At 69.7% G+C, this 22,122-nt stretch carries 17 protein-coding genes and 1 riboswitch; of the genes, 3 read left to right on the top strand and 14 right to left on the bottom strand.

Annotation, left to right across the window (positions count from 1 at the left end; translation table 11 throughout):
• Window positions 1-54 precede the first annotated feature (54 nt).
• From ABIE65_RS07285 to ABIE65_RS07275, 3 genes are all read right to left on the bottom strand, one after another.
• Window positions 55-1,695 carry a flavin-containing monooxygenase gene (locus tag ABIE65_RS07285; protein ID WP_354076702.1) on the bottom strand — a complete coding sequence of 547 codons (1,641 nt, stop codon included), beginning with the start codon at window positions 1,693-1,695 and terminating at the stop codon, window positions 55-57.
• Window positions 1,696-1,767: 72 nt separating this feature from the next.
• A complete protein-coding gene (locus ABIE65_RS07280; RefSeq protein WP_354076701.1) occupies window positions 1,768-3,054 on the bottom strand; it encodes an NCS2 family permease in 1,287 nt (428 codons plus the stop codon).
• A gap of 99 nt (window positions 3,055-3,153) precedes the next feature.
• Entirely contained in the window at window positions 3,154-3,933 is a 780-nt protein-coding gene (locus tag ABIE65_RS07275) for an SDR family NAD(P)-dependent oxidoreductase (protein ID WP_354076699.1), read from the bottom strand.
• Between the two features lie 76 nt (window positions 3,934-4,009).
• Here ABIE65_RS07275 and ggt point away from each other — a divergent pair, with 76 nt between their 5' ends.
• Both ggt and ABIE65_RS07265 read left to right on the top strand, forming a co-directional pair.
• Window positions 4,010-5,704, top strand: coding sequence for a gamma-glutamyltransferase (ggt, locus tag ABIE65_RS07270; RefSeq protein WP_354076698.1), 1,695 nt, complete (start codon window positions 4,010-4,012; stop codon window positions 5,702-5,704).
• Window positions 5,705-5,753: 49 nt separating this feature from the next.
• On the top strand, window positions 5,754-7,076 hold the full coding sequence (locus ABIE65_RS07265; RefSeq protein ID WP_354076697.1) for an LLM class flavin-dependent oxidoreductase: 1,323 nt from the start codon (window positions 5,754-5,756) through the stop codon (window positions 7,074-7,076).
• A gap of 15 nt (window positions 7,077-7,091) precedes the next feature.
• On the opposite strand, the gene ABIE65_RS07260 is transcribed toward ABIE65_RS07265, so the two are convergent.
• Together ABIE65_RS07260 and ABIE65_RS07255 are read right to left on the bottom strand one after the other, a co-directional pair.
• Window positions 7,092-8,693: a hydantoinase B/oxoprolinase family protein gene (locus ABIE65_RS07260; protein ID WP_354076695.1), complete on the bottom strand. Its 1,602-nt coding sequence runs from the start codon at window positions 8,691-8,693 to the stop codon at window positions 7,092-7,094.
• A gap of 23 nt (window positions 8,694-8,716) precedes the next feature.
• The gene (locus ABIE65_RS07255) at window positions 8,717-10,810 is read right to left on the bottom strand and encodes a hydantoinase/oxoprolinase family protein (RefSeq protein ID WP_354076694.1); all 2,094 of its coding nucleotides are present in this window, start codon (window positions 10,808-10,810) and stop codon (window positions 8,717-8,719) included.
• Between the two features lie 176 nt (window positions 10,811-10,986).
• Here ABIE65_RS07255 and ABIE65_RS07250 point away from each other — a divergent pair, with 176 nt between their 5' ends.
• The gene (locus ABIE65_RS07250; RefSeq protein ID WP_354076693.1) at window positions 10,987-13,284 is read left to right on the top strand and encodes a penicillin acylase family protein; all 2,298 of its coding nucleotides are present in this window, start codon (window positions 10,987-10,989) and stop codon (window positions 13,282-13,284) included.
• Between the two features lie 3 nt (window positions 13,285-13,287).
• Here the strand turns inward: ABIE65_RS07250 and ABIE65_RS07245 are convergent, their stop codons facing one another.
• The 9 genes from ABIE65_RS07245 to ABIE65_RS07205 all read right to left on the bottom strand — a co-directional run bounded on the left by ABIE65_RS07245 (window position 13,288) and on the right by ABIE65_RS07205 (window position 21,795).
• Entirely contained in the window at window positions 13,288-14,178 is an 891-nt protein-coding gene (locus ABIE65_RS07245; protein WP_354076691.1) for a DUF72 domain-containing protein, read from the bottom strand.
• An 11-nt stretch (window positions 14,179-14,189) separates the two neighbouring features.
• Complete coding sequence (locus ABIE65_RS07240; protein WP_354076690.1) at window positions 14,190-14,354, bottom strand: hypothetical protein; 165 nt, start codon at window positions 14,352-14,354, stop codon at window positions 14,190-14,192.
• Window positions 14,355-14,432: 78 nt separating this feature from the next.
• The gene (locus tag ABIE65_RS07235) at window positions 14,433-15,725 is read right to left on the bottom strand and encodes a TRAP transporter large permease (RefSeq protein WP_354076688.1); all 1,293 of its coding nucleotides are present in this window, start codon (window positions 15,723-15,725) and stop codon (window positions 14,433-14,435) included.
• Window positions 15,722-16,336: a TRAP transporter small permease subunit gene (locus ABIE65_RS07230; RefSeq protein ID WP_354076686.1), complete on the bottom strand. Its 615-nt coding sequence runs from the start codon at window positions 16,334-16,336 to the stop codon at window positions 15,722-15,724. The genes ABIE65_RS07235 and ABIE65_RS07230 overlap by 4 nt, the downstream gene beginning before the upstream one ends.
• 70 nt (window positions 16,337-16,406) lie before the next feature.
• On the bottom strand, window positions 16,407-17,459 hold the full coding sequence (locus tag ABIE65_RS07225) for a TRAP transporter substrate-binding protein (protein WP_354076685.1): 1,053 nt from the start codon (window positions 17,457-17,459) through the stop codon (window positions 16,407-16,409).
• Between the two features lie 177 nt (window positions 17,460-17,636).
• Complete coding sequence (locus tag ABIE65_RS07220) at window positions 17,637-19,136, bottom strand: amidohydrolase family protein (protein WP_354076683.1); 1,500 nt, start codon at window positions 19,134-19,136, stop codon at window positions 17,637-17,639.
• A gap of 41 nt (window positions 19,137-19,177) precedes the next feature.
• The gene (locus tag ABIE65_RS07215) at window positions 19,178-19,972 is read right to left on the bottom strand and encodes an ABC transporter permease (RefSeq protein ID WP_354076681.1); all 795 of its coding nucleotides are present in this window, start codon (window positions 19,970-19,972) and stop codon (window positions 19,178-19,180) included.
• A 16-nt stretch (window positions 19,973-19,988) separates the two neighbouring features.
• Entirely contained in the window at window positions 19,989-20,768 is a 780-nt protein-coding gene (locus ABIE65_RS07210) for an ABC transporter ATP-binding protein (RefSeq protein ID WP_354076679.1), read from the bottom strand.
• Between the two features lie 31 nt (window positions 20,769-20,799).
• Complete coding sequence (locus ABIE65_RS07205; RefSeq protein WP_354076677.1) at window positions 20,800-21,795, bottom strand: ABC transporter substrate-binding protein; 996 nt, start codon at window positions 21,793-21,795, stop codon at window positions 20,800-20,802.
• Between the two features lie 170 nt (window positions 21,796-21,965).
• Window positions 21,966-22,044, top strand: a riboswitch (SAM riboswitch).
• Window positions 22,045-22,122 lie beyond the last annotated feature (78 nt).

Here is a 22,122-nt window from a genome sequence, read left to right as displayed (position 1 = left end):
CGCGGACACCCTAAGCAAACGATAATCCCCCCGGCGACGGCGACCGTTCCCGCCTCAACCCGTCAGCTCGAAGCCTTCGTAGCCGTTGGCGGCGACCTTCTCGCAGATGCCGGCGTAGCGGTTCATGCCGCCGGCGTACGGCATGAAGACGCGTGGCTTGCCGGGGACGTTGGCGCCCAGGTACCAGGAACTCGACGCCATCGGCAGCAGGGTGGCGTCCGCCGCCTCGTTGACGTGCGCGACCCATTTCTCCGCGGCGTCCGGCTGCGCCTCGATGCGCTCGATGCCGTTGGCGCGCATGTGGGCGATGCAGTCGGTGATCCAGTCGGCGTGCTGCTCGATGGCGACCGGCATGTTGCACAGCACCGACGGGCTGCCGGGGCCGGTGATCGTGAACATGTTGGGGAAGCCGGGCACCTGCAGGCCGAGATAGGTCTTGGGCCCCGCATGCCACGCGTCGCGCAGCGAGAGCGCGTCCCGGCCGCGGATGTCCATGCGCATCAGGGGGCCCGTCATCGCGTCGAAGCCGGTCGCGAAGACGATGATGTCGAGCGGGTATTCGTCATCCGCCGTCTGGATGCCGCTCGGCGTGATGCGCTCGATCGGCGCTGCACGCACGTCGACCAGGGCGACGTTGTCGCGGTTGAAGGTCTCGAAATAGTCGGTGTCGATCGGCGGCCGCTTGGCCGCGTAGGGGTGATCGAAGTTGGTCAGCTTGTCCGCGGTCTCCGGATCCTTGACGATCGCGCGGATCTTGTCGCGGATGAACTGGGCCGCCGTGTCGTTCGCCGTCCGGTCGGTCAGCAGGTCGCTGAAGGTCGCGCGGAAGCGCAGGCTGCCGACCTCCCAGGCCTTCTCGTAGAGTTCTCGCCGCTTTTCCGGCGAGACGGACAGCGCCGAGACGTCGGAGATGTCGAAGGGATGGCCGTTGACCGTGCGGCGCGCATGGTCGCGGATCGACGCGTAGTTCGCCTTCACCTGCCGGTCGAATTCGGGGTCGAGCGGCGCGTTGCGCGCCGGCACGCTGTAGTTCGGCGTGCGCTGGAAGACGGTGAGGTGCGCCGCCTGCTCGGCGATGACGGGAGCCGCCTGAATGCCGGTCGACCCGGTGCCGACGAGGCCGACGCGCTTGCCGGTGAAGTCGACGCCTTCGTGCGGCCATTCGCCGGTGTGGTACCAGCGGCCCTCGAAGCTATCGAGCCCCGGGATGTTGGGCACGTTGGCGGAGGACAGGCAGCCGACGGCGGTGATCAGGAACCGGGCCGCATACTCGTCGCCGCCCTCGGTCGTCACGCGCCACAGGTTGGCGGCGGCGTCGTAGCGCGCGCCCGCGACGCGCGTGCTCAGCACGATGTCGCGGCGCAGGTCGAAGCGGTCGGCGACATGGTTGAGATAGCCCATGATCTCGGCCTGACCGGGATAGCGCTCCGACCAGGTCCATTCCTGCTGCAGCTCGTCCGAGAAGGAGAAGGAATAGTAGTAGCTCTCGGAATCGCAGCGCGCCCCGGGATAGCGGTTCCAGAACCAGGTGCCGCCGACGCCGTCCGCGGCCTCCAGCACCTTCGCCGAGAGGCCGAGGCGGTCGCGCAGGCAGTGGAGCTGGTACAGTCCGGAGAAGCCGGCGCCGATGATCACCGCATCGAGCGGGCCGCTGCGACCGGCCGCGTCCGCCGGCTGGCTCGTCGTGTCGGGCATGGCCTAGCGTCCTCAATTGTCCTGTACTTTGCCCCGAAGCTAGCGCCGACAGGGCATCGCATCAACGCCCGCTCACAGGAGGGCGAACTTCACGAGGAACAGGGCGGCGATCGCCAGGACTGTCGGCGAGCAGTCGGCCAAGCGTCCGGCGGCGAGCTTTATGCCCGCATAGGTGATGAAGCCGATCCCGATGCCGTGGGCGATCGAGAAGGTGAAGGGCATGGCCAGTGCCGTGACCACGGCCGGGGCATAGACGGTGGCGTCGTCCCAGTCGATCTCGGTCAGCCCGCGCGCCATCAGGCAGGCGACGAAAAGCAGGGCCGGTGCGGTCGCATAGGCCGGTACGGTCTGGGCCAGCGGCGAGAAGAACAGGCAGAGCAGGAAGAGGCACGCCACGACGACGGCCGTCAGCCCCGTTCGTCCGCCCGCCTTTATCCCCGCGGCACTCTCGATATAGCTCGTCGTGGTCGAGGTGCCGAAGACCGCGCCGGCGGTCGTCGCGGCCGAATCGGCCAGCAGAGCCTGGCGCAGGCGCGGCAGCCGGCCCTGCGCGTCGAGAAGCCCGGCGCGATGCGAGACGCCCACCAGCGTCCCGGCCGTGTCGAACAGGTCGACGAACAGGAAGGTGAAGACGATGGCGATCAGGCCGACGTGGAAGGCGCCGGCGATGTCGAGCTGCAGGAAGGTCGGCGAGGGATCCGGCGGCAGCGAGACCACACCGCGGAACTCCGAGACGCCGAGTGCGAGGCCGAGTGCCGTGGTGGCGAGGATGCCGATGATCACCGCACCCGGTACCCGCCGCACGTCCAGCGCCACCATCAGCACGAAGCCCGCCCCGGCGAGGATCACCGGCCAGGACGTGACGTCGCCGACGGTGACCAGCGTTGCCGGATGGTCGACGATCAGGCCGGCGTTCTTCATCGCGATGATCGCCAGGAAGAAGCCGATCCCCGCCGACACGGCCGTCTTGAGCTCGCGCGGGATGGCGTTCACCAGCCATTCGCGCACCGGCAGCAGCGACAGGGCGATGAACAGGATGCCCGACAGGAACACCGCGCCGAGCGCCACCTGCCAGGAATAGCCCATGCCCCCGACCACGCCGTAGGCGAAATAGGCGTTGAGGCCCATCCCCGGCGCCAGGGCGATCGGGTAGTTGGCGTAGAGTCCCATGATCAGGGTGCCGACCGCCGCGGCGAGGCAGGTCGCGACGAAGACAGCGCCGAAATCCATGCCCGCGTCCGACAGGATCGCCGGATTGACGAAGGTGATGTAGGCCATCGTCAGGAAGGTCGTGACCCCGGCGACGACCTCCGTCCGCACGGTCGTGCCGTGTTCCTCGAGCTTGAAGCGCGTCAGCATCCATTCCCCCCTCGGCCGGCGCCCTTGCCGGTCCCCCGCGACCGCACCGTCAGTGCGGCACGGATCATGCCACGGCGCGGCCGGTGGAAGGCAGGTGTCTCAGGCCGTCGAACCGCCGTCGACGGGCAGGGCGGCACCGGTCACGAAGGACGCCTCGTCCGAGAGCAGGAACAGGGCGGCGTTGGCGATCTCCTCTGGCCGGCCGGGGCGGCCCATCGGGTTGCGGCCGCTGTGCTGGCGGATCAGTTCCTCGGGATCCCGACCGCCGGTGTCCTGCTGGTCGGGCCGGGCGACGAAGACGCGCAGCATCGGCGTATCGACCGGCCCGGGGCAGACCGCGTTGACGCGGATGCCGTCGCGCGCCAGCCGCTTGGCCAGCGACTTCGTCAGGCCGATCACCCCGAACTTCATCGCCGAGTATACCGGGCTGTAGGGCGACCCCTGCAGGCCCGAGGTCGAGGCGGTGAAGAGCAGCGCCCCGCCGCCGCGCGCCCGCAGCTCCGGGATCGCCGCCTCGGTGGTGACCAGCACGGAGCGCAGGTTGAGGTCGACGGCCAGTTCGAAGTCCGCCATGTCGAGCCCCTCGACCGCGGCGGGGCCGGGGTGGCCGAGATGGTTCCAGACGAAGTCGAGCCCGCCGAACGCGTTCGCGGTCTCCTTCACGATGCGCGCCGCCTCCTTGTCGGCGCGCAGGTCGGCGGCGATGCCCGTCGCCTTGCCGCCGGCCGCCTCGATCTCGGCGACGACGGCCGCGACGCCCGCCGCGTCGCGATCGACCACGGCGACCGACGCGCCTTCGCGCGCGAAACGCAGGGCGCCGGCACGGCCCATGCCGGACGCCGCCGCTGTGACGATTCCGATCTTGTCGCGAAGGCGCATCGCTTCACCCTGTTCGTTGTTCCCGTCCGTCCTCCGGGGCTATGCTGGCCGCGTTGACCGGACAAAGGAAGAGCGGGTGACGCAGGGCGACTGGCGCGAGCGCGCCGCCACGGTGTTCGAATGCGAGAAGCGGCCGGCGAACGGCGGGCGCGGCATGGTCGTCACCAACCATCCGCTGGCCTCGGCGGCGGGCGCGGAGATGCTGGCGGCGGGCGGCAACGCCGTCGACGCCGCCATATCGGCGCTGTTCACGCTGACCGTGGTGGAGCCGATGATGGTCGGCATCCTTGGCGGCGGCCTCGCCCACATCCGCCTCGCCGACGGCAGCCATCGCATCGTCGACGGCCTGCCGCGCGCACCTGCCGCCGCGCGGCCGGACTGCTATCGGCCGATCTCCGACACGCTGCCGGACTATCTCGACGTCGAGGGGCGCGAGAACACGCTGGGCGCCAAGGCGGTGGCGGCACCCGGCGCGCTGCTCGGCTGGTGCGAGGCGCTGGAACGGTTCGGCACCCTGCCGCTCGCCGACGTCATCGAGCCGGCGATCCGCCACGCGTCGCGCGGCTTCCGCGCGACGCCCTTCCTGGTGGAGTGCATCACCGACACGGCCGCCGACCTCGCCCTCGACCCGGAGATGGCGAAGCTCTACCTGCCGGGCGGGACGCCGCTGAAGGCGGGGGACCGGCTGGTCCAGGGCGACTATGCCGAGACGCTGCGCGCCGTCGCGCAGGAGGGACCGGGGCTGCTGCATGGAGGGGCGCTCGGCCGGGCGACCGCGGACTATTTCGCCCGGGCTGGCGGCTTCCTCGGCTTCGAAGACCTGACCGACTACCGGACGATCGAGCGCGCGGTCGTCCGCGGCACCTATCGCGGCTTCGAGATCGTCGGCCCGCCGCCGCCCTCGTCCGGCGGCGTGCACGTCATCCAGATGCTCAACATCCTGGAGGGCTACGACATCGCGCAGCTGGGCTTCGGCTCGCCGGCGACGCTCCACCTCATCGCCGAGGCGCTGAAGATCGCCTTCGCCGACCGCAAGGCCGTGACCGGCGATCCCGACTTCGTGCGCGCGCCGGTCGACCGGCTGATCGACAAGGCCTATGCCGCCGAACGCCGGGCCGAGATCGACCCGCACCGGGCGAAGATTTGGGGGGCCGGCGTGGCGCCAGTCGAATCGGCGAACACCACGCACATCACGGTGGCCGACGCAGCCGGCAACATCGTCGCCAGCACCCAGACGATCAACAGCGTCTTCGGCGCGCGCATCATCGTGCCCGGCACCGGGATGGTGGCGAACAACCACATGCACCTGTTCGACCCGCATCCCGGGCATGCCGCCTCGATCGCGCCTAAGAAGCGGGTGACGACGTCGATGTCGCCGGTCATGGCGCTGAAGGACGGCGAGCCGGCCTATGCCCTCGGCCTGCCCGGCGGCCTACGCATCTTCGGTTCCGCCATGCAGGCGCTGCTCAACCTAATCGACCACGGCATGGCCCTGCAGGAGGCGGTCGAGGCCCCGCGCCTGTGGACCCAGGGCCACACGGTGGAAGTGGAGAGCGGCTTTCCCGAATCTGTCCGTGCCGGTCTGCGCGACTGTGGCCACGACTGTGTCGTGCTGCCCCATGTCGCGAGCGGCATGAACGCGATCCGGTTCGAGGCCGACGGTTCCATGACCGGTGCCGCCTGCTGGCGCGCCGACGGCACCCCGGTCGGCGTCGGCGGCGGGCTGGCGCGCGCCGGCGTGCGCTTCTGGCCTGACAGGGCGAAGGTCTGAGACAAAGGGCCGCGAACAACCGACGAAGGCTCGAGGAGCGAGAGACGCCATGAACCGGCAGCTGCATCTCAACCTGTTCATTCACAGCCGCGGCCACCACGAGGCGTCGTGGCGGCATCCGGCCGCGTCGCCGTTGCCGCTGACCGACATCCGCTACTATCAGGATCTGGCGCAGCGGGCCGAGGCGGCGCATTTCGACTCGATCTTCCTCGCCGACCAGCTGGCGCTCGGCGACGACGTGGCCCAGGCGGCGCGCACCTGGCTGGAGCCGATCACCGTGCTCGCCGCGGTGGCGGCGGCGACCAGCCGGATCGGCCTGATCGCCACGGCGTCGACCACCTATACCGAGCCGTTCAACCTCGCCCGGCAATTCGCCTCGCTCGACCACATCAGCAACGGCCGGGTCGGCTGGAACATCGTCACGTCCTGGCTCGCGGCCGCGGCCCGCAACTATGGCGGCGACGGCCCGCTCAGCCATGCCGAGCGCTACGTCCGCGGCGAGGAGTTCATGAGCGTCGTCAAGGCGCTGTGGGACAGTTGGGGCGACGACGCCGTGGTCGACGACCGCGCGGGCGGGGTCTACGCCCGGGAGGACCGGATCAGGCCGATCGACCATCGCGGCGACTACTACCAGATCGCCGGGCCGCTCAACCTGCCGCGCTGCCCGCAGGGACGGCCGGTACTGGTGCAGGCGGGCTCGTCGGACACGGGGCGGCGCTTCGCCGCGCGCCATGCCGAGGCCGTGTTCACGGCGCATATGGAGAAGGCGACGGCCCAGGCCTTCTATGCCGATCTGAAGCAGCTCGTGGAGGCGGAGGGACGCCCGCGCGATCAGGCGCTGATCCTGCCCGGCCTCAGCCCGATGATCGGCTCGACCGAGGCCGAGGCGCAGCGCCTGTCGCGCGAACTGAACGAACTGGCCGATCCGGAGGTGGGGCGGCGGCGCCTGTCGGGCCGTTTCGGCGGCTACGACTTCTCGCACCTGCCGCTCGACCGGCCGCTGTCGCCGTCGGACTTCCCCGACCCGGAGAAGGTCGAGGCGGCACGCAGCCGTACCGAGGTCATCATCGGCCTCGTCCGGCGCGAGAAGCTCACGCTCCGTCAGCTCCTCGCCAGCCTCGCCGGCGCGCGCGGCCACTTCACCATGGCGGGCACCCCGGAACAGGTGGCCGATCTGATGGAGGACTGGTTCACCGGCGGTGCGGCCGACGGCTTCAACATCATGCCGCCGATCCTGCCGCAGATGCTCGACGTCTTCATCGCCGAAGTCGTCCCGCTTCTCCAGCGGCGCGGCCTCTTCCGCACGGAGTATACGGGCGAGACCCTGCGCGACCATTACGGCCTGGCGCGCCCGCCGGGGATGCGGGCCTAGCCCGCGGCCGCCGGGTCAGCCGTACCCGCCACGACGGTCCGCGTCGCCCCGTTCCGTCTCGCGCTCCGCCGGATCGCCGAAGCCGCCGCCGCCGGGGGTGCGGAGGGTGATAGTCTGGCCCTTGGTCAGGACGTGGTCGGCGCGGACGTCGGTGGGCACGCCGTCGACCAGCACTTCGCCCAGCGTCCCCGGCGCGCCGCCGTTCAGGCCCTCCGCCGGGTGGGCGAGGCGCTCGGCCATGAAGATGATGCCGACCGGGGTGTCGCTCTCCACGGTGATCTCGATTTCCTGCCCGAGGCCGCCGCGCCGCCGGCCCGGGCCACCGGAGCCGTCGCGCAGGGACTTCCGGCCGACGAACAGCGGCGTGTTGCGCTCGACCAGTTCGACCGGGACGTTGGAGATGTTGGACGGCCAGGAGAAGCAGTTCTGCCCGTCGACCTTCGCCGTCGCCCCGGTGCCGCCGTTGAAGAACAGCGTGTTGGCGTAGGTCCGGCCGGCGGCGTCGACGCCGGTCTGGATGATGCTCCACAGCGGCGAGCCGGCCGCCGCCATCACCTGGTCCGGCAGGACCTTCGCCAGCGCACCGAAGATCAGCGGCGGCAGATAGTGTCCCGTCGCCATCCGCCCGCCGACGGCGACCGGCCGCCTCGGGTTTACGATCGTCCCCTCGGGCGCTGTCACCTCGATGGTGCGGAAGATGCCCTCGTTGTTCGGCAGGTCGGGCAGCAGGGCCGCCTTCATCGCATAGGCCGACATGGCGAAGGTGTAGGTCATGCAGCAGTTGATCGCGCGGCCGACCTGGGCCTCGGTGCCGGCATAGTCGATAACGCAGCGGTCGCCGTCGATCGTCACCGCCACCTTGAATGTGAACGGATGGCCGACGCCGTCCGTGGTGAAGCCGTGCTCGTAGCGGCCGTCAGGCACCCCGGCGATCGCCTTGCGCATCGCCGTCTCGCAGCGGCCGTGGATTTCCGCCGCGAACGCCTCCAGGTCGGCGAGGCCGTACTCGTCCATCAGTTCCTGGAGGCGCTTCTCCATCAGGTTCAGGCCCGTCACCTGGGCCCAGATGTCGCCCTCCGTCTGGTCCGGCGTGCGCACCGCGGCGCGCAGCAGCTTGAACAGGGTCTTATCCGGCTCGCCCCGGCGCATCAGGTGCATCGCCGGGATGTGGAAGCCCTCCTCGAACACCTCGCGCGCCACGACCGACCGGACCTTGCCGCCGATGTCGGGCGCGTGCGCGGTCGACGCCGCGAAACCGATCAGCCGCCCCGCGCGGAAGATCGGCTTGGCGATGGTGATGTCGTTCAGGTGGCCGGTCGCGACCCAGGGATCGTTGCAGACGAGGAAGTCGCCCGGCGCCATGTCGTCGACGCCGATCGCCTCCAGGAAGTGCTTCACCGTGATCGGCAACGAGCCGATGAACGATGGAATGCTGTCGGTGTTCTGCACCAGGCTCTGGCCGTGCGCGTCGGTCAGGACGCAGGCGAAGTCGTTGGACTCGTTGACCAGGGTCGAGAAGGACGTGCGCTGCAGCGTCTTGCCCGCCTCGTCCGCGGCCGAGATCATGCGCCGCCAGATGACCTCCAGGGTGACTGCGTCGAAGGCGGGGCTGCTCATCGTCTGCTGATCCTCGGCTGCGTTCACGGCAGGTCGACCACGAGGTTGCCGGTCTCCGACACGCGGAAGCTGGCGCCCGGGCCAATCACCAGCGTGGACTCGCGTTCCTCGACGACGCCCGGTCCCTCGAACCGGTCTCCGGCCGCCATGGCGTAGCGGTCGAAGACGGGCGCCTCGCGATGCTCGCCCCATTCGGGGAAGTACATCCGCCGGTATCCCTTGATCGGCTCGGCCGCCGTCTTCGCGTCGGCCCGGATGCCGAGTTCGCCGCCCGGCACCGGTGCCGCGACCGAGACGCGCACGTTGATGATCTCGACGGAGACCGCCGGCGGCGTGCGGGTGAATTTCTCGACATAGGCCGCCTCGAACGCCGCCATCAGCGCCGGCAGCGACCCGGCGTCGTAGGGTCCCGGCGGCAGGTCGACGACCACCTCGAAGGCTTGGCCGACATAGCGCACGTCGGCGATCCGTTCGATGCGCGCCGTCGCCGGATCGAGCCCGGTCTCGCCGACGATGCGCCGCGCGTCCGCCTCCAGCCTGCCGAACGTCGACTCGAACGCCGCCCAGTCGAGCGCGTCGAGCCGCTGCGCCACGGTCGCCACCCGGTCCACCTTGGCCGGCGCGATCAGCAGGCCCATGGCCGAGGCGACGCCGGCCGAGCTCGGGCAGACGATGCGCTTCAGGTTCAGCTTCCTGGCGACGTAATAGGCATGCAGCGGGCCGCCGCCGCCGGTGCAGAGCAGGGCGTAGCGGCGCGGATCCTTGCCGCGCTCGGCGATGTGGACGCGCGCGGCACTCGCCATGTTCTCGTTGACGACGTCGTGGATGCCCCAGGCGAGCTGCTCCACGGTAAGGTTCGCCGCGTCGGCCACCCGCGCCATGGCGCCGCGCGCCGCCGCCATGTCGATCGCCATCGACCCGCCGGCGAAGAAGTCCGGGTTGAGATAGCCCAACAGGAAGTCGGCGTCGGTCACCGTCGGCTTCACACCGCCCAGGCCGTAGGCGGCCGGCCCCGGTTCCGACCCGGCGCTCTCCGGCCCGACCTTCAGCAGCCCGATCGCGTCCAGATGCGCGATCGACCCGCCGCCGGCGCCGATCTCGATCAGTTCGATGGTGGAGATGCGGATCGGCAGGCCGGATCCCTCGGCGAAGCGCTTCTGCCGCGCCGCCTCGAAATGGTAGGCGACCAGGGGCTTGCCGCCGTCGACGACCGACAGCTTCGCCGTCGTCCCGCCCATGTCGAAGGCCAGCACGTCGCCGCCGGCATCCTCGGCGCCGAACCAGGCCGCCGCCAGCGCGCCCGCCGCCGGCCCGGATTCGAGCAGCTGCACCGGCACGCGCTTGGCCTCCTCGACATGGGTCAGGCCGCCGTTGGAGATCATCAGCAGCAGCGGTGCGGCGATGTCGCGCCGTGCGAGCTGTGCGGCGATCGCGTCGAGATAGCCGCGCGCCAGCGGCTTGATGTAGGCGTTGGCGACCGCCGTGGAGGTGCGTTCGTACTCGCGGATCTCCGGCGCCACGTCCGACGAAGTGCTGACCGCGAGTTCGGGAAACCGCCGCGCGACGACCGCCGCCGCGGCGCGCTCGTGTGCCGGGTTCGCGTAGGCGTGGAGGAAGGCGACCGCAACCGAGGTCACGCCCTCGCGCACCAGCCCGTCCACCACCGTCTCCAGCGCTGCTTCGTCGAGCGGGATGCGCACCGCGCCGCGCGCGTCCATCCGCTCCGGCACCTCGGCGCGCAGGTGGCGCGGCACCAGCGGCTGGGGTTTCTCGATATGCACGTCGTAGAGTTCGTATTTCCGCTCGCGGCCGATCTCCAGCGCGTCGCGGAAGCCGGCGGTGGTCACCAGTCCGGTTACCGCGCCCTTCCGCTCGATCATCGCGTTGGTGAATAGCGTCGTCGCATGCACGACCCGGCCGATCTCGGCGGCGGGCACGCCGTCTTCCGCCAGGACCCTGTCGACGCCGTCGATCACGCCGCGCGACGGGTCGTCGTGCGTGGTCAGCACCTTCCGGCTGAACCGGCGCCCCTCGGCGTGGTCGTAGACGACGATGTCGGTGAAGGTCCCGCCGATGTCGATCCCGAGCGAGAAGCGGCGATGCGATGGTTCGGACACGGATGCGGATCCTGGTCTGGCGGGGTAGGGCGCGACGACGGTGCCGAGCATTGCAACAACGGTACCGGGAGGTGGCGGACCCCGCCACCCCTGCGCGTCGCGCGCAGATACCCGGTTGGCGGCGGCGCCGGCTGCGGCCACACTGCGGCTGATCCCGTGAACGACGCGAGCACCCGATGAGCATCGACACCGAGACGCTGGCCGCCGCCGGACTGGACGCCGAGGCGGAGATCCTGATCGACCGGTGGGGTATCCCGCACATGTATGCGCAGAGCCCGCGCGACGCCTTCTTCGTGCAGGGCTTCAACGCGGCGCGCGACCGGCTGTGGCAGATCGACCTGTGGCGCAAGCGCGGGCTGGGCCTGCTGGCGCGCGACTTCGGGCCGGGCTACGCCGACCGCGACCGGGCGGCGCGGCTGCTGATCTATCGCGGCGACATGTCGGCCGAGTGGGGCAGCTACGGCATCGCGGCCAAGGCCTGGACCGAGGCCTTCGTCGAGGGGATCAACGCCTGGATCGACCTGACCGAGCGCGAGCCCGAGCGGCTGCCGCCGGAGTTCGCGCTGACCGGCACGAAGCCGGAGCGCTGGAACGCCGAGGACGTGGTCCGCTGCCGGGCGCATGCGCGCGTGCGCAACCTGGAGTACGAGGCGCTGCGCACCAACATCGCCGACCGCTTCGGCATCGAGGCGGACGGGCTGCATCGCAAGCTGGAGCCCATCTGGGCGGCGCAGCCGCCGGAAGGCCTGCCGCCGGGACCGGTGCCCGCCGAGGTGGTGAAGACCTACCTGTCGGCGACCGAGCCGGTGGCGTTCGGTCCTAACCGGCTGGACCGGCCGCTGGAGACCGTCGACGTCGACACCCAGGGCAGCAACAACTGGGCGCTGGCGCCCGACCGCACGACCACCGGCCGCGCCATCCTGGCGAGCGATCCGCACCGGCAGCACGAGCATCCGTCGCTGCGCTACATCGCGCACCTCTGCGCGCCCGGCCTCAACGTCATCGGCGCCGGCGAGCCGGCCGTCCCCGGCGTGTCCTTCGGCCACAACGAGCGCATCGCCTTCGGCCTGACCATCTGGCCGTCGGACCAGGAAGATCTCTACGTCTACGAACTGCACCCGGACGATCCCGACCTCTACCGCTACGGGGACGGCTGGGAGCGGATGCGGGTGATCGACGAGACGATCGACGTGCGCGACGGGCCGGCGCGGCACGAACAGCTGCGCTTCACCCGGCACGGGCCGGTGCTGCACAGGGACGAGGCCGCCGGCCGCGCCTGGGCGGTGCGGACGGTGTGGACCGCGCCGGGAACGGCCGCCTATCTGGCGAGCCTGAACTACATCATCGCGACCAGTTGGGACGAGTTCGTGGCGGCGATGGACGGCTGGGGCGCACCCTCGGCCAACCAGGTCTATGCCGACGTCGACGGCAACATCGGCTGGATCGGCGCCGGACACGTGCCGGTGCGGCCGAACTGGGACGGGCTGATGCCGGTGCCCGGCGACGGCCGGTACGAATGGAACGGCTTCCTGGCGAAATCTGAGCACCCGCGCCTCTACAACCCGTCGCGCGGCTGGGTCGCCTCGGCGAACCAGATGAACCATCCCGAGGGCTATCCGCACCAGACCTGCTTCGAATGGTCGGACGGCGCGCGCTATGTGCGGGTGAGCGAGGGCCTGGAGGAGAAGCGCAAATTCTCCATCGAAGACACGAAGGCGCTGCAGACCGACTTCGCCAACGTGTCGGCGCGGCGGCTGACCGCGCTGCTGACGAACCTGTCGTCGGACGACGCCGACACGGCGCGCGGGCTCGACCTACTGCGCGGCTGGGACTGCCGGCTGGGGCCGGAGTCCGGCCCGGCGGCCCTGTTCGAGATCTGGTTCATGCAGCACCTGACGCCGGCGACACTGCGCCGGCTCGGCCCGCCGGGGCTGGCGGAGATGATCGCGACCCCGGACACGGCGCTGATCGTCGACCTGGTCGAGAAGGTCGATGCGCGCTTCGGCACGGACGGTGCCGCGGCGCGCGACGCGCTGCTGCTGGAGACGCTGGGCGCGGCGGTGCGCGCCACGGCGGAACGGCTCGGCGCCGACCCGGCCGGCTGGGCCTGGGGCAAGCTGCACCACGGCTATTTCGAGCACGCCCTGTCGGCCTCGGCCTCGCCGGAATGGAAGGCGAGGCTCGACGTCGGGCCGGCGCCGAAGGGCGGCAGCGGCCTGACCGTCAACAACAATGGCTATCGCGCCAGCGACTTCCGCGTCATGCACGGCGTCTCCTGGCGGATGGTGGTGGATGTCGGCAACTGGGACGGCTGCTGGACGGTGAACGCGCCGGGCCAGTCGGGCGACCCGCGCAGCCCGCACTATCGCGACCTGTTCGACATCTGGGCGCGCGAGGAATACGTGCCGATGCTGTTCAGCCGGAAGGCGGTCGAGGAGGCCGCCGAGAAGCGCATCGTCGTCCGCCCCGCCTGATCCTTACGCCCGCGGCGCCAGATCGAGGCGCCGCATCAGGGCCATCGCGTCGTGCGGCGCGCGCACCTTGGCGTCGTTGTCGAAGAAGACGAACACGTCGCGGTTGCGCCGTGGCGCCCGTTGCTTCGCCAGTCGCGGCGGATCCTCGGGTTCGCCGCCGCCGGCGAAGATGCGGACCCGCTCCGCCCAACTGTCGAGTGCTGCGTTCTCATAGCCGCTGGCGTAGAGTTCTTCGGCACCGTGCAGGCGGATGTAGGCGAAGTCCGCTGTCGCGTCGCCATACGCCGCCCAGCCGGGGGCATCCGAAAGGACCAGCGCCACACCGTGCTCGCGCAGCAAATCCGGGAATGCCGGATCCGCGAAACTCGGATGGCGGACCTCCAGGGCGTGGCGGATGGGACGGTGTGCGACCGCACCCGACCAGCCGGGCTCCTTCGGCTTGCCGTCGTGCCGGCGCGCGAGCGTCACCGCCTCGCCCTGGGTGCGCGGAAGCGCGTCGAAGAAGCCCGCGAGCCGGTCCGCATCGAAGCGGAAGCTCGCCGGCAGCTGCCACAGGATCGGGCCGAGCTTATCGCCCAGTTCCAGCACGCCCGACGCGAAGAAATTAGCCAGTGCCGGCCCGGTATCCTTCAGCCGGCGCATGTGCGTGACGAAGCGTCCGCCCTTGAGCGCGAACCGGAAGCCGTCCGGCGTGTCGTCGCGCCACGACCGGAACGACGACGCGCGCTGCAGGGCATAGAAGGTGCCGTTGATCTCGATGGCGCCGAACCGGCGGCTGGCATAGTGCAGCTCGCAGCGCTGCTTCAGGCCGTCGGGGTAGAAGGTGCCCCTGCGCCACGGTGCGTAGCGCCACCCGGAGATCCCGACGCGGACGGTGCCTCCGCGATGCGCCATGTGATCTCCGGCTACTTATCGACCGTGCCCGTGACGCCCAGTTCCTTTCCGCCGGGAAGCTCAATCTTCATCTCGACCTGATCCTCGGTCTGCTGGTCGTAAATCACGTAGCCCATGACCGCGACCGCGACGACCAAGCCGCCGACGAGGAAGTAGAGCATGCCATTGCGCTGCATCGTCGCCTCCGTTGTCCGCCCGCCCTCCTGGCGGTTCGGAACAGACAACGCCGCGCGGTACGAAAGGTGCGCGGTCGCCTACTCGAACATCAGGTTCGGCAGCCAAAGGGCGATGCCGGGAAAATAGATCAGCAGGGTCAGGAACAGCAGCATCGCCAACGAGAAGGGCAGCGTGCCGATGAAGACGTCGTTCATGCTGCCCCGGGTCGTCCGGATGCTCTGGACGACGTAGAGGTTGAGGCCGACCGGCGGCGTGATCAGCGCGAGTTCGCACAGCACCGTGATGAAGATGCCGAACCAGACGGGATCGAAGCCCATGCTCACGATCAGCGGCACGACGATCCCGAGCGTCGTCACCATCATCGAGATCGCCTCGAGGAAGCATCCCAGGATCAGGTAGAAGACGAGCAGCAGCCAGATCGTCTGATAGGGCGACAGGCCCTGGTCCTGGATCCAGTTGGCGATCGACTGCGGCAGGCCGAGGAAGCTGAGCACGAAGTTCAGGATGAAGGCGGCGACGATCACCAGCACGACCATCGCCGTGGTGCGCACCGTCGACAGGAACGCCTCGTGCAGCATGGCGATGCTGAGACGGCGCATCGCGGCGGCGATGCCGAGCGCGCCGACGACGCCCAGGGCGGCGGCCTCGGTCGGCGTCGCGATGCCCAGATAGATGCTGCCCATGATCACGAAGAAGATGCCGAACACCGGCAGCAGGTGGAGCAGCAGCTTGAGCCGTGCCGCCAGCGGCAGCATCGCCTCGGGCGTGCGGTCGCTGCGCATGGCGAGCGAGACGACGATGATGATGCCCGACATCATCAGGGTCAGGATGATTCCCGGAATGATGCCGGCGACGAAGAGGCGACCGACCGAGGCGCCGGTCATGGCGCCGTAGACGATCATGTTCAGGCTGGGCGGGATGAGGATGCCGAGCGTGCCGCCGGCGGCGATCGATCCCAGGATCAGCCGCTCGTTGTAACCGCGGTCGCGAAAGGCGGGCATGCCGACCGTGCCGATGGTGGCGGCGGTCGCGACGCTGGAGCCGGAGGTGGCGGCGAACAGGGCGCAGGCGGCGATGTTGGTGTGCAGCAGGCCGCCGGGCAGCCAGCGCAGCCACTCCGCCAGCGCGCCGTACATGCGGTCGGCGACGCCGCTGCGCAGCAGGATCTCGCCGAGCAGGATAAAGAGCGGGACGGCGACGAGCAGGAACTCGTTCATCGTCGTCCAGGCGAGGTTGCCCATCATCGCCGACAGGATGCCGCCGCCGGTCGCGTCGCCGATCCAGCCGACCATGTAGATCGCCGAGCCGATGTGCAGGCCGGCGAACATGAAGCCGATCAGGCCCGCGGCGAAGACGAGGAGCAGGTTCATGCCGCGCCCTCCCCGTAGGCGAGGCGGCGCTTGGCCGATTCGACCTCCCCGGCGACCTCCTCCTCGATGTCCGCGAGCCCCGCCTCGCGCTCGACGGTGGCCCAGTCGCGCTGTGCGACGGCGACGGCGGTGCGCAGGAAGACGACGATCACCGAAAGCGCGAAGAATGCCAGGGCCGCGGCCCACAGGCCCTGGGGTATCGCGAGCGGGGTGCGCAGCGGGCTGACCGCCTGTGCCTGCATGGCGTGCGACTGCGTCGCGACGCCGACGGCGGTCATCGTCAGTTCCACCGCGACGAAGGCGAGCACGGCAAGTGCCACCAGGTCCGCGACGGCGCGGACCGGGACCGGCAGGTAACGGATCACGATGTCGATCCGGATGTGCGCCTTGTGGAACAGCGCCAGGGAGAAGCCCACGGCCGAGCCGATGGCCAGGATGTAGCCGCCATACTCGTCGACGCCCTGCAGCGACATGGCGAAGAGCTTGCGGCCCACGACCTCGACGACGATCGTCGCCGACAGCAGGATCAGCACCCAGCCCACGGCGAGCGCCAGCACGTGACCGACCCCGCGCAGCGCGCCGCCAACGCCATCCAACGCCCGCACGACCATCGCGCGCTCCAGTCCTGGAAAAGATCGGGTCCGTGGAGAACGGGGCGGCTCGCCCGCCGCCCCGGAACGCTCACATCTTCAGGTCGACGACCTCGCCGATCGTCGCGTTGTACTTGGCCTTGCACTCCGGATAGACGCGCTCGCAGTCCTTGATCCAGGCCGGCATGGCGACCTCCTCGACGGTCTTCTTGAAGAAGGCCTTATCCTCGTCCGAGGGGTAGAGGATGCTCATCTTGCCGACCTTGCCGCTCTTGCACGGCTCCTTGCCGGTGTTGCAGCTGACGCCGTCATTGTGGGTGGACTCGCCCATCGCCCACATCGCCTCGTTCATCTCGCTCATCTGGCCGGAGAGGAAGGTCTTCTGCTCGGCGCTGAGCTTGTTCCAGAAGTCGTAGCGGGCGACGTGCGCGACGAGGGCGTAGCCGCCGACCGGCAGGACGTAGAGCTGGTTGGAGACCTCGTACCAGCCGTACTGGTTGCCGTAGGCGCTGCCGGTGGCGGCGCATTCGACGAGGCCGCGCTGCAGCGCCTGGTAGACCTCGGTGCCCGACAGGGTGACGGCCGTGGCGCCCCAGCTCTTGACCATTTCGGAGATCACGGCCCCGGTGACGCGGACCTTGCGGCCCTTCAGGTCGGCAAGCGTCTTGATCGGCTCCTTGCAGAACAGGATCTGCGGTGGGAACGGCCACAGCGCCATCAGCTTGCCGACCTTGCGGTCCTGCAGGCGCTGGTCGATGACCGGCGCGTAGGCGTCGACCATCTTGCGCACGGTCTCGAAGTCGTAGGCGAGGCCGGGAATGTCGACGCCGACCAGGACCGGGTCGTCGCCGCCGACGTACGACAGCTGCATCGCGACGATGTCGAAGGCGCCGCTCTGCAACGTGCGCATCGCCTCGAAGCCCTTCAGGCCGACCTCGTTGATGGTGCGGAAGGTCGCCTTCATGTCGCCGCCGCTCTTCTCGGGCAGCGCCTTCCAGAACGGGATCTCGACCTCGTCGATCTGCGGCTGGTTGCCGAACCAGCCCATGACCTTGATGTTGGTCTCCGCTCCGGCCGCGAAGGGCGTGCCCGCCATCATGGCGCAGGCGGCCAGTGCGGCGATGGCCTTTGATTTCAAGCGCATTTGGACCTCTCGGACAGGGGCGTCCTCTCCCGGATCGGAGAAGCGTCGGCTACGCGGATGCAAGCCCTGTTCCATGAATCCGTGCCGGGGTGGCGAAGGCCCGCCGACGGCCGGATCGGAGGCGGCGGGCCGCCGCAGAGACGTGATCGCACCCGCACACGCAACGGATCGTGCGCCTCAGTCCGGATGGTGGCAAGCGCCGTAGCGGTGGATGTGGTGCGGCTGGTGCGCCATGCCGGGACAGAAGGTGCCGACGATGCCCTCGAGCTGGTCGTAGAGCGCCTTCATCGGCGCGCTGGAGGCCTCCAGCCGCGCCCGCGCCGCCTCGGCGTCGATCGCGATTCGCCCGAGGTCGACCGCCACGAGCCGGCCGTTCTCGACCACCATCCTGCCGTCGACCATCACCTTGTCGACGCCGGTGCCGTCCTCGGTGTGGACGATCTGGTTGGTCGGGTCGTTGAACGGTATCCAGTTGATCGAGCCGAGGTCGAGGAAGACGATGTCCGCCTTGTAGCCCTCGGCGATGCGGCCGATCTTCTCGAAGCCCAGCGCCCGGGCGCTGCCCTCGGTCGCGGCGGAGAGCACCTCGTCGGTCTTCAGCCAGCGCTGCCAGTCGGGCCCGCGCACCTTCGACACGAAGGACGCGAGCCGCATCGCCTCGTACATGTTCTGATTGTCGGAGCAGCTGGACGAGTCCGTCCCGATGCCCAGGTTGACGCCGATCTCCAGCGCGCGCCGCGCCGCCAGGATGCCGCTGCCGAGGCGCATGTTGCTGCCCGGATTGTGCGCGATGCTGCCGCCCTGGTCGGCGAGCCGGCGCATGTCGTCGTCGTCGAGCCAAACGCCGTGCGCCACGGTGAAGTCGGGCCCCAGCAGGCCGAGCGCGTCGAGATGCGCGGTCGGGCTGTGGCCCCAGACCTTCAGCGCCGCGACCGCCTGGACCTTCGATTCCGACACGTGGCTGTGGATCGGCACGCCGTATTCGCGCGCGAGGTCGCGGCAGCCGGTCAGGAAGGCGTCGGTGCAGTGCATCGGGATGGTCGGCGCCACCGCCGGCCGGATCCGGTCGCGGTCGAACGGCCAGTGGTGCAGCATGTCGCGCATGTTGGCGAGGCTGGTCTCGAAGGGCGCCAGCCGGAGCTTGGCGACCTCCTTCCGGAGCGAGTCCGGCAGTGCCTCCATCAGCCCCGGAATCGCGTCGTAGAAGCTGCGGTCCGCGACCATCGGCGCCACGACGGCGCGCATGCCGACGTCGGCATAGGCGCGGCCGACCGCCTCCATCCCCTCGCGCGTCGGCGCCGGGAACTCGTAGGACAGGTCGTAGCAGGCGGTGACGCCCTTCAGCACCATCTCGGCCGCACCGATGGCCGTCGCCAGATACTTGTCCTCCAGCGTCCGGGCGCCGTTGGTCCAGGGGCCCGCGGCGAGCAGCAGTTCCAGCGTCCAGCGGTCGCCCATGCCCTTGGCCAGCCCGCCGTGGCCGTGGGTGTGCGCATTGATCAGGCCGGGGTGCATCAGCCGCGCGGTGGCGTCGATCGCGGTCGCACCTTCCGGGGCGTCCATCCCCGGCGCGCCGACCGCCACGATCGTGCCGTCCTCGATCAGGATGTCGGTCGGGTCGGCGCGATGCGCCGCCGCATCGACGAGGCGGCCGTTGCGAATGATGGTGTAGGTCATTGTCCTGTCCCTCGTTCCGGCGGGTTCTCTGGCGGACGCGTTCAGCCGACGACGGTGTCCTGGCCCGACGACCAGGGGAAGAAGACGCGTTCGATGACGACCACCGCCTGGAACAGCACGATGCCCATCAGCGACAGCAGGATCATCGCGCCGAACGCGAGCGGCGTCTTGAAGAAGGCCGTGGAGGTGGTGATCAGGTAGCCGAGGCCGCGGTCCGCCGCGACGAACTCGCCGACCACGGCGCCGACGACGGCGAGCGCCACCGCCACCTTCAGGCCGCTGAAGATGAAGGGCACGGCATAGGGCAGCCGGATGCGCCACAGCTCCTGCAGGCGCGACGCCCGGTAGGAGCGGCCCAGCTCGATCAGTTCCGCGGGGACGGACAGCAGGCCCGTCGCGATGGCGATCACCAGCGGGAAGAAGGCGACCAGGAAGGTGATGACGATGCGCGGCGCCTCGTTGGCACCCAGCGCGATCACCAGGATCGGCGCCAGCGCCACCTTCGGGATCGACTGGGTCAGCACCAGCAGCGGATAGACCGCGGTCGATATCCAGGGCGAGGCGGTGATGAAGACCGCCAGCGGCAGGCTGATCGCGATCGACACCAGGAATCCCACGACGACGGTGGTCAGCGTCGCGATCGTATGGTCCATCACCGTGCCCCAGATCGCCGTCGTCGCCGTCCAGATGGCGCTCGGCGCCGGCAGGATGAATTCCCGGATGCCGAAGAAATCGACGGCCGCCTCCCAGACGACGATCAGCCCGATGAGCACGAGCGTCGGCAGCAGGACGTCGCGGGCCGAAGCGAGGGAGCGGCGCAGGGATGGGTTCTGCATCTGGCGTTCCGCCGGGTCAGGCTGCGGTGTCGGCGCGCGGACGGCGCGCACCGAAGATCAGGCTGCGGATCCGGCCGGCGCAGGCCTGGAAGTCGGGGCTCGCCTCGGACGCGAAGTCGCGCGGGCGCGGCAGCGGCACGTCGATCACCTCGGCGATGCGGCCGGGGCGCGGCGACATCACGATCACGCGGTCCGCCAGCAGCACCGCCTCGGGGATCGAGTGGGTGACGAAGACGATTGTCTTCGGCTGTTCGGTCCAGATGCGGAGCAGTTCCAGCGTCATCTCCTCGCGCGTCAGCGCGTCGAGCGCGCCGAACGGCTCGTCCATCAGCAGGATGTCGGGGTCCTGGATCAGCGCGCGGCAGATGGCGGCGCGCTGCTGCATGCCGCCCGACAGTTCGCGCGGATACTTGCCGTCGAAGCCGTGCAGCCCGGCGAGGTCGATCAGGGCGTGCGCCCGGTCCATCGCCCCGGAATCGACCTGGCGCATGATCTTCAGCGGGAACAGCACGTTGTCGAGGACGGTCGCCCAGGGCAGCAGCGTCGGGCTCTGGAAGACGATACCGGTGTCGCGCCGCGGCCCGGCGACCGGTGTGCCGGCCACCTCGATCCCGCCCTGGGATGGCGACAGCAGGCCGCCGATCATCCGCAGCAGGGTGGACTTGCCGCAGCCCGAGGCGCCGACGAGTGCCACGAACTCGTTCCGGCCGATCTCCATCGAGACGTCGGACAGCGCCGTGACGTCGGCGCCGTCGCGCGACCGGAAGACCTTGGTGACGCGGTCGACCCGGATCATGACGCCGCCGGGCTCTGCGGATGCCGCACGTTCACGGCAACAGGCTGGTGTCGACGGCCTGCGCGTAGTCCCAGTCCTTCGGCATGTCCTGCGAGGCGGCCACGACCTCCCAGGTGTATTTCAGCCGCTCGGGGTCGAAGCGGCCGAAGCCGGTCTTCTCGGAATGGTCGTTGAAGACGAAGCCCATGGTCGCCTTCAGGCTGCCCATGCAGTCGTCGACGTCGACCTCGGGGTTCTTCTTCACGTGCAGCTCGCACGCCTCCTTCTGGTTGTCCTTGGCCCACTTGAAGGAATCCCAGGCCCCTGCGAGGAAGCGCTTCGTCAGGTCCGGCTTGTTCGCGATCATCTCGTCGGTGGCCACGAGGGAGGCGGCGTAGATCGTGAAGCCGGTCTTCTCGAACGGCAGCACGGCGATCTCCTCGCCGGCACGGACGGCGGCCTTGTTCTGGTAGTAGTGGTGGATCGAGTAGAAGGGCGCGGCGTCGATGCGGCCGGTGATCAGCATCGCCGCCATGGCCGACGCGTCCGTGTTCACCCAGACGATCTTCTCGGGATCGGTACCGGCGCGCGCGGCGACGTTCGGGAAGTAGAGCTTGTGGCTGTTGCCCGGCGTGATGCCGATCTTCTTGCCTTCCAGGCCCTTGAATTCGGCGATGCCGCTCTTTTTCAGGACGAAGAGCGAGTGCGGCGAATGGGTGTAGACGGCGCTGATCGCCTTGACCGGCGTCTGCGTCCGCTGACGGCCGGTGAACACGGCGGCGATGTCGGCGACGCCGAAGTCGGCCGCGCCGCCGGCGAGCTTGGCGATCGTGTCGCCGGAGCCGTAGCCGCGCGCCATGGTGATCTCGATGCCGTGCTTCTCCCACATGCCCTTCTGCCAGCCGGCGAAATAGGCGGCATGCTCGCCGGTCGGGATCCAGTCGAGCTGGAGATGCGCCTTGTCGGCGGCCGCAGCCCCCGTTGCCGCGCCGGAAGCGGCGAAGAGGGCAGCGATGGCGAGGCCGATGCGGTAGGCGTTCTGGAGCATGCGTCGGGGTTCCCTTCGGCTGGCGTCTGCACCGCAGAGGCAATCGCCATGCCACCAAGCGCGCCCGGTCCGGGCCGCGGCATCGGGCTACCCGCTGGGCATCCGGCGACGTTCTGGCTGTTTTGCGGGCACGACGATCCGCTTGACGCCGTTCGGAGCCGGTTCTAAATGTCGGTGATCGTGGCGATTTGATCGACCGGATTGCGGCCACGTTAAACAAGCGCGCTAAAAGGTCGGCCTGTCATGGGCCCCGGCCGTTGCGTCGGGGCTTTTTTGTTCCCGTTGCGGCAGGAACATGGCTGGGCCTTCGGCCTCCGGTCTTCAGAC

Source organism: Constrictibacter sp. MBR-5, from assembly GCF_040549485.1.
Classification (GTDB): domain Bacteria; phylum Pseudomonadota; class Alphaproteobacteria; order JAJUGE01; family JAJUGE01; genus Constrictibacter.
The sequence above is the reverse complement of the archived record's forward strand: the minus strand, read 5'-3'. Positions and strand labels throughout refer to the sequence as shown.

What these genes read in the sequence shown, in the direction of transcription:
- ABIE65_RS07280 (WP_354076701.1), bottom strand. Translation starts at nt 3,054, where the DNA reads ATGCTGACGCGCTTCAAGCTCGAGGAACACGGCACGACCGTGCGGACG.
- ABIE65_RS07220 (WP_354076683.1), bottom strand. Translation starts at nt 19,136, where the DNA reads ATGACCTACACCATCATTCGCAACGGCCGCCTCGTCGATGCGGCGGCG.
- ABIE65_RS07210 (WP_354076679.1), bottom strand. Translation starts at nt 20,768, where the DNA reads ATGATCCGGGTCGACCGCGTCACCAAGGTCTTCCGGTCGCGCGACGGC.
- ABIE65_RS07230 (WP_354076686.1), bottom strand. Translation starts at nt 16,336, where the DNA reads ATGGTCGTGCGGGCGTTGGATGGCGTTGGCGGCGCGCTGCGCGGGGTC.
- ABIE65_RS07240 (WP_354076690.1), bottom strand. Translation starts at nt 14,354, where the DNA reads ATGCAGCGCAATGGCATGCTCTACTTCCTCGTCGGCGGCTTGGTCGTC.
- ABIE65_RS07275 (WP_354076699.1), bottom strand. Translation starts at nt 3,933, where the DNA reads ATGCGCCTTCGCGACAAGATCGGAATCGTCACAGCGGCGGCGTCCGGC.
- ABIE65_RS07250 (WP_354076693.1), top strand. Translation starts at nt 10,987, where the DNA reads ATGAGCATCGACACCGAGACGCTGGCCGCCGCCGGACTGGACGCCGAG.
- ABIE65_RS07285 (WP_354076702.1), bottom strand. Translation starts at nt 1,695, where the DNA reads ATGCCCGACACGACGAGCCAGCCGGCGGACGCGGCCGGTCGCAGCGGC.
- ABIE65_RS07225 (WP_354076685.1), bottom strand. Translation starts at nt 17,459, where the DNA reads ATGCGCTTGAAATCAAAGGCCATCGCCGCACTGGCCGCCTGCGCCATG.
- ABIE65_RS07215 (WP_354076681.1), bottom strand. Translation starts at nt 19,972, where the DNA reads ATGCAGAACCCATCCCTGCGCCGCTCCCTCGCTTCGGCCCGCGACGTC.
- ABIE65_RS07235 (WP_354076688.1), bottom strand. Translation starts at nt 15,725, where the DNA reads ATGAACCTGCTCCTCGTCTTCGCCGCGGGCCTGATCGGCTTCATGTTC.
- ABIE65_RS07265 (WP_354076697.1), top strand. Translation starts at nt 5,754, where the DNA reads ATGAACCGGCAGCTGCATCTCAACCTGTTCATTCACAGCCGCGGCCAC.
- ABIE65_RS07245 (WP_354076691.1), bottom strand. Translation starts at nt 14,178, where the DNA reads ATGGCGCATCGCGGAGGCACCGTCCGCGTCGGGATCTCCGGGTGGCGC.
- ABIE65_RS07205 (WP_354076677.1), bottom strand. Translation starts at nt 21,795, where the DNA reads ATGCTCCAGAACGCCTACCGCATCGGCCTCGCCATCGCTGCCCTCTTC.
- ABIE65_RS07260 (WP_354076695.1), bottom strand. Translation starts at nt 8,693, where the DNA reads ATGAGCAGCCCCGCCTTCGACGCAGTCACCCTGGAGGTCATCTGGCGG.